The sequence below is a fragment of the Bradyrhizobium cosmicum genome, from assembly GCF_032290525.1.
Classification (GTDB): domain Bacteria; phylum Pseudomonadota; class Alphaproteobacteria; order Rhizobiales; family Xanthobacteraceae; genus Bradyrhizobium; species Bradyrhizobium cosmicum_A.
Map to the genome: position 1 here is coordinate 67,136 of NZ_JASXTA010000002.1, position 14,747 is coordinate 81,882.

Sequence of the window (14,747 nt, forward strand, 5' to 3'; positions counted from 1 at the left end):
GGGCCGTCGTCTGCGCGGCGAGCTGGGATTGCGCGAGCCCCGGTCAATTCACGAGCAAAACGGCACGGTTTGACGCGGGCTGCCCTTGAGGCATGGCCCAGCATGCCTCCGTCTCACGCAGACGTGATATTTTCAGGCCTGCGTGGAAGGGAGGTTGGAGGCGACACGATCGCGTGATCAGCGACGCGCCCGTTGAGTTTGCGCCACGTCGGGAACAGGTTCCCCAGCGCGTGAGCCGCTGACATCGCCGGAAAACGGCGCGCTACTGCGCGCCCGATCCGCCCTGCACGATCTTCTCGTTCAGCTTGAAGTCCACGGTCTCGACCGTGCGGTCGATCTCGGCATTGGGCGTGCCGAGCTGATGCGAGATCAGCTTCACCAGAAGGTCGACGCGCTCGATGAAGGGCGCACCGCTCGCCACCGCGCGCGCGGCCGAGGACGGCTTGAGCAGGCTTTCTGCGGCCTTGGCATATTTTGCGAACGGCACCTGGTCCTGCGGATCGGCGCCGAGCCGCCGGGCGATGGCGTCGACATGGTCGTAGATCGTCTGCGAGCGCGCGAGATCGCCGTGCACGGCGTCGCGGATCGATTGCGGCTCGTGCGGCGTGATGCAGCGGTAGTTGCCGGTGAGCAGCATCGACCATTTCGCCAGCGGCACGAACAGCGAAGAGAACACTTTCAGCTTCACCGGCACGTCGTGGCCGTCGAGCGTCACTGCGTCGATGTCGGTTTCGAGCTCGCGCAGCAACTTGTTGTGCGTCTCGTCGGCGAAGACCGACGCCTTGAAGTTGGTGGCCAGGCCGACATGAAGCACGTTCGCGGCCTCTTCCGGCGGACGGAACGCCTGCGGGTCGGGCGAGCACAGCGTCACGAGGCCGGGCTCGAAGCGCTCCCACACCTGCGCATTGGTGTAGGCCTCTTCGAGATCCATGCCGGCGAGCGAGGGGATACGCTTGAGGTAAGGCAGCGGTGGCATGTTCATGATCGACAGGCACGGCAGCTTCGCTGCGGCGATCTTGACCATGAGAACGCGGACCGTGTGGTTGGTGTATTGCGGCTCCTGCATCGCAAGGCCGACCATGTCGTAGCGCGAGAGGTCGACATTGGCGGGCGTCACCGCGTCGAGCTTGCCGGGCAGGTCGCGCGAGAAGATGGCACGGTGCACCGCCTCGTCGCGCAACTTGATGCGCACCTCTGTACCGTCGCGGTTGATCAGTTCGGCAGTCTTGGCGCGGCAGACCAGGGTCACGTTATGCCCCGCCATCAGCAGCTTCGTGCCCAGCAGGGAGCCGTAAGAAGCTCCCAAAATCAGGATGTTGCGCGCCATATTCCGTCCCTTAGAGAATGTGTGTGATTTTTTTGCCCCGGCCGTCATCCGCAAGCGAGTTGCCGGCATGTAAAGCGAAGTGCGCGGGGATGGCAACTGGGATAATGCATACAAGGATCGACTATTGGGATCTTGCCGGGCATTCGACGCGGCGAATCGAAAAATATTCCGCGCTACTGAAATTCGGATTTGTCAGAATTTCCGCTCGTCGAGCCTCGCCGCGAGGCGATCAACGCCGTCGCGTCTTGCGTGCGGAGGAGCGGCGCCGGGATTTCGCATCACCGATTTTTTCTGTCAATCGGGCATGGATGAGGCGGCAATCCGCCGCATCTTTCGCAGTATCGCGGCGTCACAATCGGAGCCGATACAGTGATGCCTGTTATGTCATCAAACGAGGTAATTTTAGTCGTCTTTCGCAACAAAAAACTACAAACCAGGGACGACAAAAATGGCAGAGTGGCGAGCGCAAATATGTATCAGCGAAGGAGCTGAGACGTGACCATTGAGTTGAGCCGGCGTGGAATGTGTATCGAAGCCGGTTCGGTTGGGATAAAGACCGTTTCGCCCCGTCCTGTCGCCTCGCGAAGCGAAGACGGAACGATCATCAGGGCGAACAACATCGGCAGACGCAAGCTCGATGGATGCGATCAGGCACGCCTGTGATCGCATCGGATGAGTGTGCGGGGTGCTGCGCTGAAGATAAAGCCGATACCACTGGACCGGGGTCCAGGCAATCGCTGACGGGCCGCTCGGGGACTGACATGGAAGGTGATCATTGGCCCCACGGCTCGTGCGACGGCGCCGGCCGAAGCCTGGCGCGTTTGCGGAAGCGTGTAGGCCGATTTTTCGAAAGCCTGTCCGTTGCGGAGCTTGTGCGCCCGGCGCACAGGCGTCTGTGGATTTCGGACTGGTCTGGAATCGCGGACGATTACCGGACATTCGCCGAATCCGCGCGCGAAAATGGGTCCGTTCGGACTGCACTGGAAGCGTGGCTGTGTGCGTTGACGGCCCTCGAAGTCGCGAGCAGCCTGTCGTGTCCGGGAGATGTCGAAGACTGCGACCTCGAAGACAGGATCGGTATCAGCCTGAGAGGCTTCGAGAACGACGCAGGTCCGGCGATCGAGCGCGTCAAGATTGATTGCTATGATCAGACGCTGACCGGCCTCTTTGTTCCGGCGTGCGGGCACGGGCCTTCCGCCCCCGCGGTGATCTGCGTCAGCGATGATGAAACCACCCCGGGCTCGATGATGAGCAGGCTGCTCGCGGCCTCACCTCGCCGGAACATGTCGCTCCTGCTCGTTGAGACCTGCAATTCATCTGTTGGCCGCCGCTTCAAGCCCGAGCATATGCTTCAGTGCTGGCTGGACTATCTGGAGGCCCGTCCGGATGTCTGCTCGCGGCGGATCGCAATCTATGGCGAAGGGGAAGGCGCCATTCACGCGTCCCGCCTTGCGCAGTCCGATCGCAGGATAGCTGCCGCGGTGTGCGACGGCGGCCTTTTGGCGCCGGTCATGCGTCGGGCATCACTTCGCTGGATGACCGGCTTGGGGCAGGCCGTTGATGGGACTTCGACAGCTTCGTCGCCGCTGTCGTCGCGTCGAATAGCTTGCCCGCTTCTCATGGCCGTCGGGAGCCGATCGATGGTGTGGGAGCAGGATGCTCTCGATCTGCAAGCCTTCTATCGGCAGGCCGGAGCCGATTGCTCGGTCGTGATCCCGAACCGCATCCCGCATCCGCTGGGTGAGGTCGAGAATTTCGTCGCTGTGGACGATTTCATCGTCGAATGGCTCGACAGCAAGCTCGGAGCTGCCCGTCAGCTCGATCCGGTGACCTATCTCTAGCCGGGCGGGTCGTCGCACGTGACGCTGCGAGGCTGCCGAACGGGCCCAGCCAGTATCGTTCGAGACGCCCGCTTCGGCGGGGCTCTTCACCATGAGCCAGCTGCCAACGTCGTTCTTCATAGCCGATAGCCCTGCTGCGACGTTCGCTCCGGCCGCTCATTCCGCGCCCGGCGTCAACGCATCACGAAACGTCGATAGCCAGCAATCGTGCAGCCAGCCGGGCGTTCTTGGCGATCGTTGCGAGCGCGGCGTTCAGATCGGCCAAGCTCTTCTCGTCGAGCTCGTTGAACATGGTCGAGTTCAGGGCCAGCTTTCGCTTGGACAGTTTTTCGATGTCCGCCGTCGCCTTCGCCGTCAGCGACATCAGGACGAAGCGCGCGTCGTCCGCTGCCGGCCGCCGCGACAGGAAGCCGGCCTTTTCGAGGCTTTTGGTCTGGTTGGTCACGAAGGCCGGGTGGACTCGCAGCTTGTTTGCGATGTCGATTCCGGCGACGCCCCGCCCCTCATCCAGTTCGGTAATGGCCATCAGAATCAGCCACTGCGGCTCGGTAATGCCCAGCAGTCCGGCCCAGCTGGTGTGGATATCCTCCAGCTGGGAGCAAATCTCGACGACATTCCAGATGAAGTCCGTAATCGCCCTGTCGAGTTTTTTCTCGATCATGTGGCCTCCCCCCGTTTCCCTCCGATCATTCTTAAAGGGATATTTGGGAGGCGTCTCGGAGATTGCGCATCGACGATAGTCGCGGATACCGTGCAACGGAAATCGCCGGATCGTTTAATGCTTGCAAAAAACAATTAATTAAATTACTTCTCGTTCCACTGAGGGCTTTTTCGTTTTACATCATCTGTTTATGCCGGGCTTCGGCATCCTCTGTTGCCCTCAAGTCACATCTCCGGCGGAACTGACGATTAATCAAATCAATAAATTGAGGCCATTGTTTTTATAAACTATATGTGAGGTCACGACGGAGGGGGGGCACCTCACTGTCGTTTCAGTCCGCACCTTCCGTACGGATCTGAATTGAACGGAAATTGAGAGGGTAAAGCGGCCTCCACCGAGGATCCGAGCCCCCTGAACCGACCTGGAGGTTTACTAATGAAGTTGACGAAAACACTCTTTCTCGGCTCGGCTGCCGGCCTGATGGCCGTCTCCGGGGCGTTCGCCGCCGATCTTCCCGTGAAGGCCAAGGCCGTCGAATACGTGAAGATCTGCTCGCTGTACGGCGCCGGTTTCTACTACATCCCGGGCACCGACACCTGCATCAAGCTCGGCGGTTACCTGCGCGCTGATGCGAACCTCGGCACCAACTCGGACTTCAATCCGAACCAGGGCGGTACTGCCGGTGCTCGCAACCGCATGATGAACTACTACACCTTCCGTGCTCGTGAAGACCTGAACATCGACACCCGCACCGCGACCGAGTACGGCGTGGTCCGCACCTTCTTCGACGGCGTCTTCACCTGGACGACCGGCAACTATACCCCGACCGGTTCGGCAACGGGCGGTACGCAGTACAGCGGTACGCTCGGTCTCAACGCTGCGGGCACCGGCCTCGTCGGTTCGAACGGCTCCGGTTCGGTGAACGGCACCGACGGCAACACCTCGGCCGGTGCGCTCGGCGTGTACTACGCCTTCATCCAGTTCGCTGGCTTCACCATGGGTAAGGCCGTGTCGCAGTTCGACGCGCCCTGGACCAACTATCCCGGCAACATCACCGACAACCTCGTCGGCGGCAGCGGCACCGTTACCGGCGTCACCCAGTTCACGTACACGGCCGACTTCGGTCAGGGCATCACGGCGGCGTTCTCGGCTGAAGATGCGACTGCCTACTATCAGGCCGGCAACCTCAACATGACCGGCGCAACCGCGGGCGGCATGATCGGCGGCTCGTATGGCACCAACGCCATCGGTGGTTCGCGTTCGCCGAACCTCGTCGGTCAGGTGCGCGTCGACCAGGCCTGGGGTCTCTTCCAGGCGTCGGTCGCTGCGCATGACAACCACGTCGGTTACTACGGCGCTACCGAACTGACCGGCCACCCCGAGGACAAGTGGGGTTGGGCGGTTCAGCTCGCTCTGTCGATCAAGAACATCCCGACCGGCGCGGGTGACACGATCAACATCCAGGCCGTCTACACCGACGGCGCGACCCGCTACAACTTCCAGAACCTGTCGGGCAGCAGCTACGCTCTGTACGGCAACTCGGGCGTTGCTGGCGCTTACGGCAGCATCGGCTTCGCCAACGCTCCCGACACGGTGTTCGTGACCGGCAGCTCGCAGGAAACCGTCAAGACCTGGGGCTTCCGCGGTGCTTACACCCATAACTGGGATCCCAACTGGAACTCGGCACTCTACGGTGCCTACGCTCAGGCCCAGTTCGGCACGCTGGCCAAGACCACCCTCTGCGGCGCTGGCGGTGCTGGCGGCGTGTTCGGTGGCCTGGCGGGTGTGACGGGTTGCAACCCGGACTTCGCGATCGCCCAGCTCGGTCTGGTCACCCGCTGGACTCCGGTCAAGAACCTGACGTTCTCGGCTGACGTGTCCTGGACCCACCTCGACCAGAAGTACTCTGGAACGGTTGGCATCTCCCCGTCGGCCACGACCGCCAAGCCGACCGCGGTCTACCAGCTGAAGGATCAGGACTCGATCGCCATGATCCTCCGCGCTCAGCGCAACTGGTAAGATCTGTCAAAACACGTGAACGAACACCCGGCGGGAAACCGCCGGGTGTTTTTCGTTTCGCGGCCCGTTGTCGGCGCAGACCGCTGCGATCCCGAGCCCGGATGGAGCAGCGGGCGGCGCGAAACGCGGCCCGATGGCAGGCTCAGCGAATCCCGGCCGCCGTCGCTTGTGGCAAGATCCCGGATTGCGCTGCGCTCCATCCGGGCTACCGGACCGTGCCGTGTCGCCCGGCTGTCAATCCCATTGCACCAAAATATTCCGAGTTTCCGAATTTCGGAAGCAGCGTATGTGCCGCCTATCCCGGCTCATCAGGAGGGTGATCTTGTGTCGTCACCGTCGCGAGCCGGGCTTGCGGTGGACGCGGCATCAGCCGCCCAACCACTGCGCAGGGAAGGCCGTGTGTTGGGCTTCACCTGCATGCTGCTGTGCGATTCTTCCTGAGTGTGCTGTTCGCACAGCGGACCGCGGGTGCCGCCGGCACAAGGGTGAGAGATGAAGCAGAGCCCGGGCGAATTGCGCCGCGAGGACGCGAAGCCGTGTCTACCTGTCCTGCGGGCTTCGGCGAGATGCGAGTTGGGACGGGATGGTTCGCCTTGCTCCGTCATTGCGAGGAGCCCTTGCGACATAGCAATCCAGAGTCATTTCCGCGGAGGGATCCTGGATCGCTTCCGCTTCGCCGAGAATTCGGCGGACAAGTCGCTTCGCTCGCGTGCGCGTCTCAGCCCTGGCTCGCCACGCGCGCGCGGTCTAAATGCTCCTCGATCTTCGGGCGATCGCGGGTGCGCTCGAAACTGGTGCAGAGCAGCTCGGTCTCGTCGAGGGAAACCGGTGCGCGATACAGCCGGCACATGAATTCGGCGTTCGCGCGTCCCTTGCCCATGACGGGACTGCGTTCGGCGAGAAACATGCAATCGCGGCAGATGCTGGCGTCGAGCCGCTGATGGGCGGCGTCGAGATGATTGAGGATGCCGCGGAGCGAGTCGCGCAGCCTGACGCACTCGTCGGTGCCGAGCGACGTCACCGCATTCACCACGTGATTGATCGGGTCGTGCTGGCTCAGGTATTTCTCGCCTTGCGCGGTGACATGGAGCACGACGGACCGCTTGTCTTCGTGCGAGGGCTTTCGCACCAGGAGTGACTTGCTCTCCAGCGTCTTCACGATCTGCGATGCAGTGGCTCTGGTCGCGCCGATGAAGCCTGCGAGCGCAGAGGGCGTGCGCGAAAACCTGTTGGCGCGGCCGAGAAAGCGCAGCGCCATCCATTCCCGGTCACGCAACCCGTGCTGATTGCCCTCGAAATACCAGGCTCTGGCCGCCTGAACCAGCAGCTCGACCGCCTCGCGTGCCAACGGCATGAATTCCTACCTTACTCCGGGTATCACGTCTGCGGCGCCCCGAAGTCGCCTTCCATCGGTGTGCGCGAATCCTTCGCGAGATGCCGTATCACATGCCGCGTGCGGCGCGTACGCCATGCCCGTCTCTCGCGCGAAAGCACGGGCTGCTCGGCCCCCGACTTGGACAGATGGGCACCGCGAGGTACCGCGCAAGAAGCGGTGTCGATAATGGCAGGCCAATCGTGGCGTCGTCGAACGAAAGCCCGAGTTGCCGTCACAGCCGGACGATGGATCGGAAATGTTCAACCGTAGCCCCTGAAGTTCAAGTCACACGCAGACGTTTCTTATCTTCCATTGAAACGATGAATGAGCTTCTCAACAAAATCAAGTAGAGACGTTCATGCAGACTGGATGTCGTTCGAAGCGATTGTAATGTTCAAGACAATCTCTCTCATCAGGACACATGATGGTGATCGCAATACGCAGTGTAACAAGGTACTTACACACAAATATGCGATGTTTGATTGCAAGACATGTTGCTGTCCGCCGTTGATGCAAGTTGATCGAAGCTTGTGCATGGCAGTGACGCACGGCGGAGCGTCATCCACAACTTGTGCGTTCCGTCAGGGAATCGCCAAGGGAACTCGTAGGGATTACACGTGGCGGTTGCCGTGGCGATGACGGCGAAATGCATCCGCCGTATCGCTTTCGCCCCGCCGGCGCGATTCTCCGCCGAGCGATGGATGCGCGCGCTCGACCGAAACGGTGTCCGCAACGGATGCGCATGCGCCTGACGCGTGGCGGCATGCATGATCGACTGTCACAATAATGAGCAGGGCGGCGATGGCGCTGGCGCCAACCGCGTTCCGCCTCGGCTGACTACTCGCCCTTGAGCATGTCTCGCAGCTCGCGGAATGGATCGGCGCTTGGTGCAGCCGACGTGTCCTGCCGCATCGCGTTGTAGATCCGCGGGACCATGTCGACGGCCTGATCGAGGCCCGAATCACGTCCCGACTGATATCCGCCCATCAGGCGAAGGTCGCGCGTGTCCTCGTACTTGGCGATCATGGTGCGCAGCTTGCTCACCAGTTCCCGTTCCTCGGGGTCCCAGACGTTGTGGGCGAGGCGGGAGACCGAGGCCAGAACGTCAACGGCGGGATAGCGCGCCTGGTCGGCGATGTGCCTGGAGAGCACAATGTGGCCGTCGAGGGTGCTGCGGATGGTGTCGGCGATCGGCTCGTTGTGGTCGTCGCCGTCGACCAGCACGGAGAAAATGCCGGTGATCGTCCCGGATCCCTCCTCGCCGGGGCCGGCGCGCTCCAGGAGGCGGGGCAGGTCGGTGAAGACCGTCGGCGCGTAGCCGCGCGCGACCGCGGGCTCGCCGGCGGCAAGGGCGACCTCGCGGGCGGCGTGGGCGAAACGGGTGATCGAATCGACCACCAGCAGCACCGATTCGCCCCGGTCGCGGAAATATTCGGCGACCGCCATGGCGGTCTTCGGTGCCAGCCGCCGCATCATCGGGCTTTCATCTCCCGTCGATACGATGGTGATGGCCCGGTTGCGGTTGGCGCCGAGCACGTCCTCGATGAATTCGCGCACCTCGCGGCCGCGTTCGCCGACCAACGCCAGCACGACGGTGTCAAAGCCCTGGCTGCGGGCCAGCATCGCAAGCAGCGTCGACTTGCCGACGCCGGAGCCGGCAAAGATGCCGACGCGCTGGCCGGCGCAGATCGGGGCGAACAGGTCGATGACGCGCACGCCGGTACGCAACGGCTTGTGGACGCGCGCGCGCTTCATGGCCGCCGGCGCCTCGGCTTCCGCCGAGACGGCGCGCGATCCCGGGGTGAGGGGACCCTGTCCGTCCAGCGGCGCGCCGAGCGCGTTGATGACGCGGCCCTTCCAGCTCGGATCCGGCGCAAAGGACAATGGCGGCATCCGGTAGGCGACCGAGCCGAGGCCGCCGGCGAACTGCCGGTCAAACGGCTTGGCGATGATGCCCTCGCTGTCGATCCGCACCACCTCGCCGATCTGGGGCTTGCCGCCGGAATTGACGCCGATCAGCTCGCCAAGCCTGACGAAGCGCGACAGGCCGGAGACGCGGAAATGCGTCGGTGCGATCTCGGAGATCGCGCCGCTGACGCTGGCCAAGGGAGTGCTCTGCTGAAGCTCCAGCAGCGCCCACTCGAGTTGCCGAAGAGCGTTCAAGGAAACCGTCCACCTTCAATGCGCGCGAAGCGCAGTCTACTTGCAAGTCTATTTGCCCGGCTCGCCCAGCGTCCGGATTGCGTTCTGGAGCGAGCTCTCGGTGCCCTCGATCATCGAATTGGTGCCCTCGAAGGCGCGTGAGGCCGCGATCAGCTTCGTCAATTCCATCATCGGATTGGCGCCGGAGCCCTCGACATAGCCCTGCTTGAAGCCGTCGCGGGAGAAATCGGCGATGGCGGTCGCGGGCCGGTCCGGCGTGACGCCGGAATTGCCGTAGCGGTCGAGATTGGCGTCTGCGGGAACGTTGAACAGGCCGATGGAGCCGATCTCGTTGTTGTCCTGGGTGATCGCGCCGCTGCGCGCGATCGAGACCGGTCCGCCGTTCGGGTCGAGCGTGATCTGGGCGCCGCCGGCATCGATGACGGGGAAGCCGGACACCGTCTGAAGATCGCCGTTGGAAGCGATCTGGAGGCGGCCGTCACGCGTATAGACCGTGCCGTTCGGGCCGGCGAAGGCGATCCAGCCCTGTCCGACCACGGCGACGTCGAGCGGGTTGCCGCTCTCGGTGATGCTGCCCATCTCGCGCGAGATGATGTTGTCACCGGGCGAGGAGAACGCGACCGGGTTCGCGCCGGCCTTGGACAGCACGGTCTCGAATTTCACGACGTCGGTGCGGAATGCCGCCGTGTTGACGTTGGCGACGTTGTTGGCGATCGTCTGGAGCCGCTTTTCGAGGGCGACCTGAGCCGACAATCCCACATAGAGAGCCGATTGCATGATTTACCTGTTGAACCGGATGTTCTGAAGCTTCGAGAGCATGTCGGTGTCCATGCTGGCCGACGTCGACGCGCCGGCGATCAGGACCAGCGCGGGGTTGGTCGAGGTGTCGCTCTGGGCCTGAGTCGAATCCCACATCGCCGCAAAGCGCTGCACGAATTTGGTGACCTTGGCCGGGTCCTGAAAATCGGTGAGATCGATCTTGTCCGCGATCATCTTGGCCTGGGCGTCGATGTCGGCCGAGCTGATTGTCGCCGGAAGGCCGAGCGCGGTCTGGACCACCTGAGTCAGGGCCTTGTCGGCGAGGATCTGGTAGGCGGTGGTGACGGTGGAGGCCTTGCGGGTGAAATAGAGCGCCAGCCGCAGGCCCTCGTTCTGGTCGCCGGCCTTTTCCTCCATCGTCTGCGTGACGTATTCGGTCGCCGTGCCGGTCGTGGCCGAGGTCGCCTGGGTCGCCTTGTCGCCGAGAGCGGCAAAATTGAAGGCGGCGGCGAATTGCCGGTAGCGGGTGTCGGTCAGCTTGTTGGCGAACGTGTCCTTGGACGCGATACCCTCGGTCAGAACCTTGCGCATGAACGCCTTGGCGTAGGTCATGTCGCTGAGGCCATAGGCCTTCATCGCGTAGGAGTAGAGGCGATAGTCCTTCAGGAAATCGTCGATCGTCTTCACGTTGCCGATATGGCGGAGGAAATAATCGGTATCGCGGCTGACATCCGGCTGCGTCGCGACCTGCGTCAGCGACTTGCCCATGTCCTTGGTCAGTCTGGTGTAGTCCGCGATGGTGGATAGCATGACACGCGCCCCTCTGGCCGCTTTGGCGACACCATCCCAAGCTGGCGCGAAATGCTTGCGCGGGGCTGGCGACCGCGAAGCCAGCTTCGCGCAAGCGTCGCCAACTAGATATTGCCGATGGGATCGGCGATGGAGCGGCGCGTTGGGCAGTTTCGTGGGGATTGTCATCACGGTGGCGGCACTGCTCGGCGGATTTGCCGCCATGGGCGGGCATCTGGCGGTGCTCATGCAGCCGTGGGAGTTCGTGATCATCATCGGCACCGCGGTCGGCACCTTCATCGTGGCCAATCCGTGGAAAACGGTCGTGGACACCGGCGTGGCGTGCATGCAGGCCCTCACGGGCGCGGTGCCGGGTGAACGCTATTATCTCGACCTGCTCGGGGCGCTCCATTCCCTGATGCGGGAGCTGCGGGGCAAGGGCCGCAACGAGGTCGAGGCCCATATCGACGACCCGGCGTCCTCCGAAATCTTCAAGGCCTTCCCGAGCGTGCTCGGCGACCCGCCACTGCTGCAGTTCATCTGCGACTATGTCCGCCTCATCATCATGGGCAATGCGCGCACGCACGAAATCGAAGCGTTGATGGACGAGGAAATCCACACCATCGTAAAGGCCAAGCTGGCGCCCTACAACTCGATCGTGGTCGTGTCGGAGGCGCTGCCGGCGCTCGGCATCGTCGCCGCCGTGCTCGGCGTCATCAAGGCCATGGGCGCGCTCGACCAGTCGCCGAAGCTGCTTGGTGGCTACATCGGCGCGGCGCTCGTCGGCACTTTCGCCGGAATCTTCCTGTCCTACGGTGTCCTTTCGCCCTTCGCGATGAAGATCAAGATGACGCGGGAGAAGCGCTGCCGGCCCTACATCATCGTCAAGCAGACTCTGCTGGCGTTCATGAACGGCGCCATGCCGCAGATCGCCGTCGAGCACGGCCGCAAGATGATCGCGAGCAACGAGCGGCCATCGATCGATGTCGTCGAAAACGAGACGATCGCAGGTCCCAAGGCCGTCCCGACCGAGGCTGAACCGAAGGCTGCACCCAAGGCTGCACGCGCATGATGATGGAAGACGTCGACCAGCGGAAGCAGCTGCCGAACTATTTGCTGGACGCCGCCGGCATATCGATCGAGCGCATGCCGATGCTCAATGTGATCTTCGATCGCATGGCGGCATCGTGCACGGACAGCCTGCAGCCGATGGCCGGAACGCCGTGTTATTTCTCGGTCAACGGCATCACCAACGACCGCGTCGGTGACATCATCAAGGATTACGAGGGCAACGCGGTCGCTGCCGTGCTCTATGCCGAGCAGTGGGATTCGCGCATCATCATCATGCTCGACCGCGATTTCGTCTTCACCATGGTCGAGGCGATGTTCGGCTCCGACGGCGCCGAGCCGCCGCTCGATGTCGAACGTACCTTCTCGAACATCGAGATCCGCCTGGTCCAGGCGCTGTTCGAACGGTTCGCCAAGGCGCTGCAATCCTCCTTCGCCGGCACATCGAATGTCACCTTTCGCGTGGAACGCGTCGAGACGGCGATGGCGTCACTGGCGATCGGGCGGAGCGGCAACATGTCGATCTGCGCGAACGTCATGTTGCAGGCGCTCTACCGCGGCGGCCAGATGTTCCTCATCATTCCGCACTCCGCGCTCAACCCGCTCAGGCAGAAGCTCGCCACCGTCGTCGTCAGCGACGGTCGTGCGTCCGATCCGCGCTGGCGCGAGCAGATGGAGAGCGAGGTCCACCGTACCGAGGTCACGCTGAGCGCGGTGCTCGACGAGAAGATGGTGACGCTCGGCGACGTCGTGAAGTTCAAGGTCGGGCAGGTGCTCGAGCTCGAAGCCACGCCGCGCACGCTCGCCCGGCTCGAGAGCAACAACCAGGTGCTGTTCTGGTGTCAGATCGGCCAGCTGGATGGCTATTACGCCATGCAGGTGGCAGATCCCGTCGATCAGAAACGGGAGTTCGTCGATGATATCCTATCTCGTTGATGTCGTGCTGCTGATCGCGCTGGCGTTCACCAGCATGAGGGTGACCCGGATGCACCGCGAGCTGGCGCGGCTGCGCAGCTATCAAGGCGAGTTCTCGACCATCGTCCACGAGACGGCGGGCGCCTTCGATACGGTGATCACCGCGGCGCATGATTCGACCGCGAATCTGGGCCGCCTCGCCAACGTGCTGAGCACGAAGATCGACCAGGCCCATGAGGCGATCGCGGCACTCGATGCGCGCAACGGCCTTCAATCGGCTGCAACCGCGAGCGGTGCTGACGTGAACAAGCATTGAAACCGGGATCGGCGGAACAGATACGATCGGAACGTTGCGGCGCTCCGGCAGCGGAAATACCAAGAGGCGATACCAAATGGCGCAATCCTTCGACTATGACTCTGCCACCCACGGCCCCGACGAGGGGCACACCGAAGCGTCTCCGCTGGAGCGGCTGGCGGAGATCGCAGCGCGCACCGCGGAGGAGACCGGCAAGTTCGCCAATGTCGATGCCATTCTGCGCATTCCCGTCACCATGCAGGTGGTGCTCGGCTCGGCGACCATTCCGGTCGCGAACCTGATGAAGCTCGGCCGCGGCGCCGTGGTTCCGCTGGATCACCGCGTCGGCGAGCCCGTCGACGTCGTGGTCAATGGCCGCGTCGTTGCGCGCGGCGAGGTCGTCGTCGTCGAAGAGGACAATTCCCGCTTCGGCGTCTCGCTCACGGAGATCGTCGGACCGCTGGGGCAGGGTGATACCTGACCATGGCGGCACAGGTCGGCATCGCTCCCATCAAGCAGCGAGGCGTTGCCACGCTCGGTGGAACGGAAAAGGTCGCGGCACTCCTGCTGGCCATGGGCCGGCAGGCCGCCGCGAGCGTGCTCTCGCAGTTCGAGCCGCAGGATATCCGCATCGTTACCAAGGCCGCGGCCGAATTGCGGCCGATCACCGCGCAGGAACTCGAATCGATCGTCGAGGAGTTCGCCCAGCAGTTCTCGATGGGCGCCAACATTCTCGGCACCATCGGTGGCCTGGAAGCGGTGCTCGGCGACGTGCTTCCGGCCGACCAGGTCTCGGCGATCATGTCGGACCTGCTCGGCAATTCGAGCCGGTCGGTGTGGGACCGCGTTTCGTCGGTGTCGGAAAACTCGCTGGCGACCTACCTTTCCAAGGAGCATCCGCAAACCGCGGCGCTGATCCTGTCCAAGGTCAAGCCGTCCTGCGCGGCCAAGGTGATGAGCCAGTTGCCCTCGAGCCTGCGCAACGAGCTGATGCGGCGCGTGCTCAGCCTCAAGCCGGTCGTCGACGACGCCATGAAGGTTCTCGAGAAGACGCTGCACGAGGACCTGACGCTGAACTTCGCCCGCAATCTCGGCGCGGACACCTATGCCCGCGTCGCCGACATCATCAACAAGATGGAGCGCGGCCACATCGAGGACATGCTGAAGAGTCTGTCGGAAAAGCGGCCGAAATCGGCCGAAGTGCTCAAGGAACTGCTGTTCACCTTCGACGACGTGATCCACCTGACGCCGAAGGCGCGCACCATGATCTTCGATCAGGTGCCGACCGATCGCATCGTCGTCGCGCTGAAGGGAACCGACAAGAACTTCCGCGAAATGATCCTGTCCTCGGTCGCCTCGCGCGTCCGCCGCGTGGTCGAGCACGAACTCGCGATCGGCGAGCCGTCGAACCAGCGCGACGTGCTGGAGGCGCGCCGCGTCATCACCGACCTCGCACTCGACCTCGCGGAGAAGGGTGAAATCGAGCTCAACCCCGAGCAGGAGGATGAGCTGGTCTTCCGCTGACCGCTGAAAGG

The 14,747-nt window shown here is 63.1% G+C and carries 13 protein-coding genes; 7 read left to right on the forward strand and 6 right to left on the reverse strand.

Going from position 1 to position 14,747, the window contains the following annotated elements; all coding sequences use genetic code 11:
- Positions 1-262: 262 nt before the first annotated feature.
- Positions 263-1,327, reverse strand: coding sequence for a ketopantoate reductase family protein (locus tag QSV46_RS04070; RefSeq protein ID WP_314946782.1), 1,065 nt, complete (start codon positions 1,325-1,327; stop codon positions 263-265).
- A 761-nt stretch (positions 1,328-2,088) separates the two neighbouring features.
- On the opposite strand from QSV46_RS04070, the gene QSV46_RS04075 reads away from it, so the two are divergent.
- Complete coding sequence (locus QSV46_RS04075; RefSeq protein WP_314946784.1) at positions 2,089-3,168, forward strand: alpha/beta hydrolase; 1,080 nt, start codon at positions 2,089-2,091, stop codon at positions 3,166-3,168.
- Between the two features lie 181 nt (positions 3,169-3,349).
- Here the strand turns inward: QSV46_RS04075 and QSV46_RS04080 are convergent, their stop codons facing one another.
- A complete protein-coding gene (locus tag QSV46_RS04080; protein WP_314946787.1) occupies positions 3,350-3,829 on the reverse strand; it encodes a MarR family winged helix-turn-helix transcriptional regulator in 480 nt (159 codons plus the stop codon).
- Positions 3,830-4,264: 435 nt separating this feature from the next.
- Between QSV46_RS04080 and QSV46_RS04085 the strand changes: the two genes are divergently transcribed.
- Positions 4,265-5,848 carry a porin gene (locus tag QSV46_RS04085; RefSeq protein WP_314946790.1) on the forward strand — a complete coding sequence of 528 codons (1,584 nt, stop codon included), beginning with the start codon at positions 4,265-4,267 and terminating at the stop codon, positions 5,846-5,848.
- Positions 5,849-6,566: 718 nt separating this feature from the next.
- On the opposite strand, the gene QSV46_RS04090 is transcribed toward QSV46_RS04085, so the two are convergent.
- The 4 genes from QSV46_RS04090 to QSV46_RS04105 form a co-directional block, all read right to left on the reverse strand.
- The gene (locus QSV46_RS04090; RefSeq protein WP_314946793.1) at positions 6,567-7,202 is read right to left on the reverse strand and encodes a MarR family winged helix-turn-helix transcriptional regulator; all 636 of its coding nucleotides are present in this window, start codon (positions 7,200-7,202) and stop codon (positions 6,567-6,569) included.
- Between the two features lie 858 nt (positions 7,203-8,060).
- A complete protein-coding gene (fliI, locus tag QSV46_RS04095; RefSeq protein WP_314946796.1) occupies positions 8,061-9,386 on the reverse strand; it encodes a flagellar protein export ATPase FliI in 1,326 nt (441 codons plus the stop codon).
- A 48-nt stretch (positions 9,387-9,434) separates the two neighbouring features.
- Positions 9,435-10,163 carry a flagellar basal-body rod protein FlgF gene (gene flgF / locus QSV46_RS04100; protein WP_314946800.1) on the reverse strand — a complete coding sequence of 243 codons (729 nt, stop codon included), beginning with the start codon at positions 10,161-10,163 and terminating at the stop codon, positions 9,435-9,437.
- A 3-nt stretch (positions 10,164-10,166) separates the two neighbouring features.
- Positions 10,167-10,955 carry a DUF1217 domain-containing protein gene (locus QSV46_RS04105; protein ID WP_314946803.1) on the reverse strand — a complete coding sequence of 263 codons (789 nt, stop codon included), beginning with the start codon at positions 10,953-10,955 and terminating at the stop codon, positions 10,167-10,169.
- Between the two features lie 142 nt (positions 10,956-11,097).
- Between QSV46_RS04105 and motA the strand changes: the two genes are divergently transcribed.
- The 5 genes from motA to QSV46_RS04130 all read left to right on the forward strand — a co-directional run bounded on the left by motA (position 11,098) and on the right by QSV46_RS04130 (position 14,736).
- Complete coding sequence (gene motA, locus QSV46_RS04110) at positions 11,098-12,006, forward strand: flagellar motor stator protein MotA (RefSeq protein ID WP_314946806.1); 909 nt, start codon at positions 11,098-11,100, stop codon at positions 12,004-12,006.
- Positions 12,003-12,938 (forward strand): flagellar motor switch protein FliM, encoded by a 936-nt coding sequence (locus QSV46_RS04115; protein ID WP_314946808.1) that lies wholly within the window; start codon positions 12,003-12,005, stop codon positions 12,936-12,938. Before motA ends, QSV46_RS04115 begins: the two co-directional genes overlap by 4 nt.
- Positions 12,919-13,233: a hypothetical protein gene (locus QSV46_RS04120; protein ID WP_314946811.1), complete on the forward strand. Its 315-nt coding sequence runs from the start codon at positions 12,919-12,921 to the stop codon at positions 13,231-13,233. Before QSV46_RS04115 ends, QSV46_RS04120 begins: the two co-directional genes overlap by 20 nt.
- 76 nt (positions 13,234-13,309) lie before the next feature.
- Positions 13,310-13,693, forward strand: coding sequence for a flagellar motor switch protein FliN (gene fliN, locus QSV46_RS04125; RefSeq protein ID WP_314946813.1), 384 nt, complete (start codon positions 13,310-13,312; stop codon positions 13,691-13,693).
- Between the two features lie 2 nt (positions 13,694-13,695).
- Positions 13,696-14,736, forward strand: a complete 1,041-nt coding sequence (locus tag QSV46_RS04130) for a flagellar motor switch protein FliG (RefSeq protein ID WP_314946816.1) — start codon at positions 13,696-13,698, stop codon at positions 14,734-14,736.
- Positions 14,737-14,747: the final 11 nt, after the last annotated feature.

Excerpts from the sequence above, each read along its gene's own strand:
- QSV46_RS04070 (WP_314946782.1), bottom strand. The coding sequence starts at position 1,327 with ATGGCGCGCAACATCCTGATTTTGGGAGCTTCTTACGGCTCCCTGCTG.
- QSV46_RS04075 (WP_314946784.1), top strand. The coding sequence starts at position 2,089 with ATGGAAGGTGATCATTGGCCCCACGGCTCGTGCGACGGCGCCGGCCGA.
- QSV46_RS04080 (WP_314946787.1), bottom strand. The coding sequence starts at position 3,829 with ATGATCGAGAAAAAACTCGACAGGGCGATTACGGACTTCATCTGGAAT.
- QSV46_RS04085 (WP_314946790.1), top strand. The coding sequence starts at position 4,265 with ATGAAGTTGACGAAAACACTCTTTCTCGGCTCGGCTGCCGGCCTGATG.
- QSV46_RS04090 (WP_314946793.1), bottom strand. The coding sequence starts at position 7,202 with ATGCCGTTGGCACGCGAGGCGGTCGAGCTGCTGGTTCAGGCGGCCAGA.
- flgF (WP_314946800.1), bottom strand. The coding sequence starts at position 10,163 with ATGCAATCGGCTCTCTATGTGGGATTGTCGGCTCAGGTCGCCCTCGAA.
- QSV46_RS04105 (WP_314946803.1), bottom strand. The coding sequence starts at position 10,955 with ATGCTATCCACCATCGCGGACTACACCAGACTGACCAAGGACATGGGC.
- QSV46_RS04115 (WP_314946808.1), top strand. The coding sequence starts at position 12,003 with ATGATGATGGAAGACGTCGACCAGCGGAAGCAGCTGCCGAACTATTTG.
- QSV46_RS04120 (WP_314946811.1), top strand. The coding sequence starts at position 12,919 with ATGATATCCTATCTCGTTGATGTCGTGCTGCTGATCGCGCTGGCGTTC.
- fliN (WP_314946813.1), top strand. The coding sequence starts at position 13,310 with ATGGCGCAATCCTTCGACTATGACTCTGCCACCCACGGCCCCGACGAG.
- QSV46_RS04130 (WP_314946816.1), top strand. The coding sequence starts at position 13,696 with ATGGCGGCACAGGTCGGCATCGCTCCCATCAAGCAGCGAGGCGTTGCC.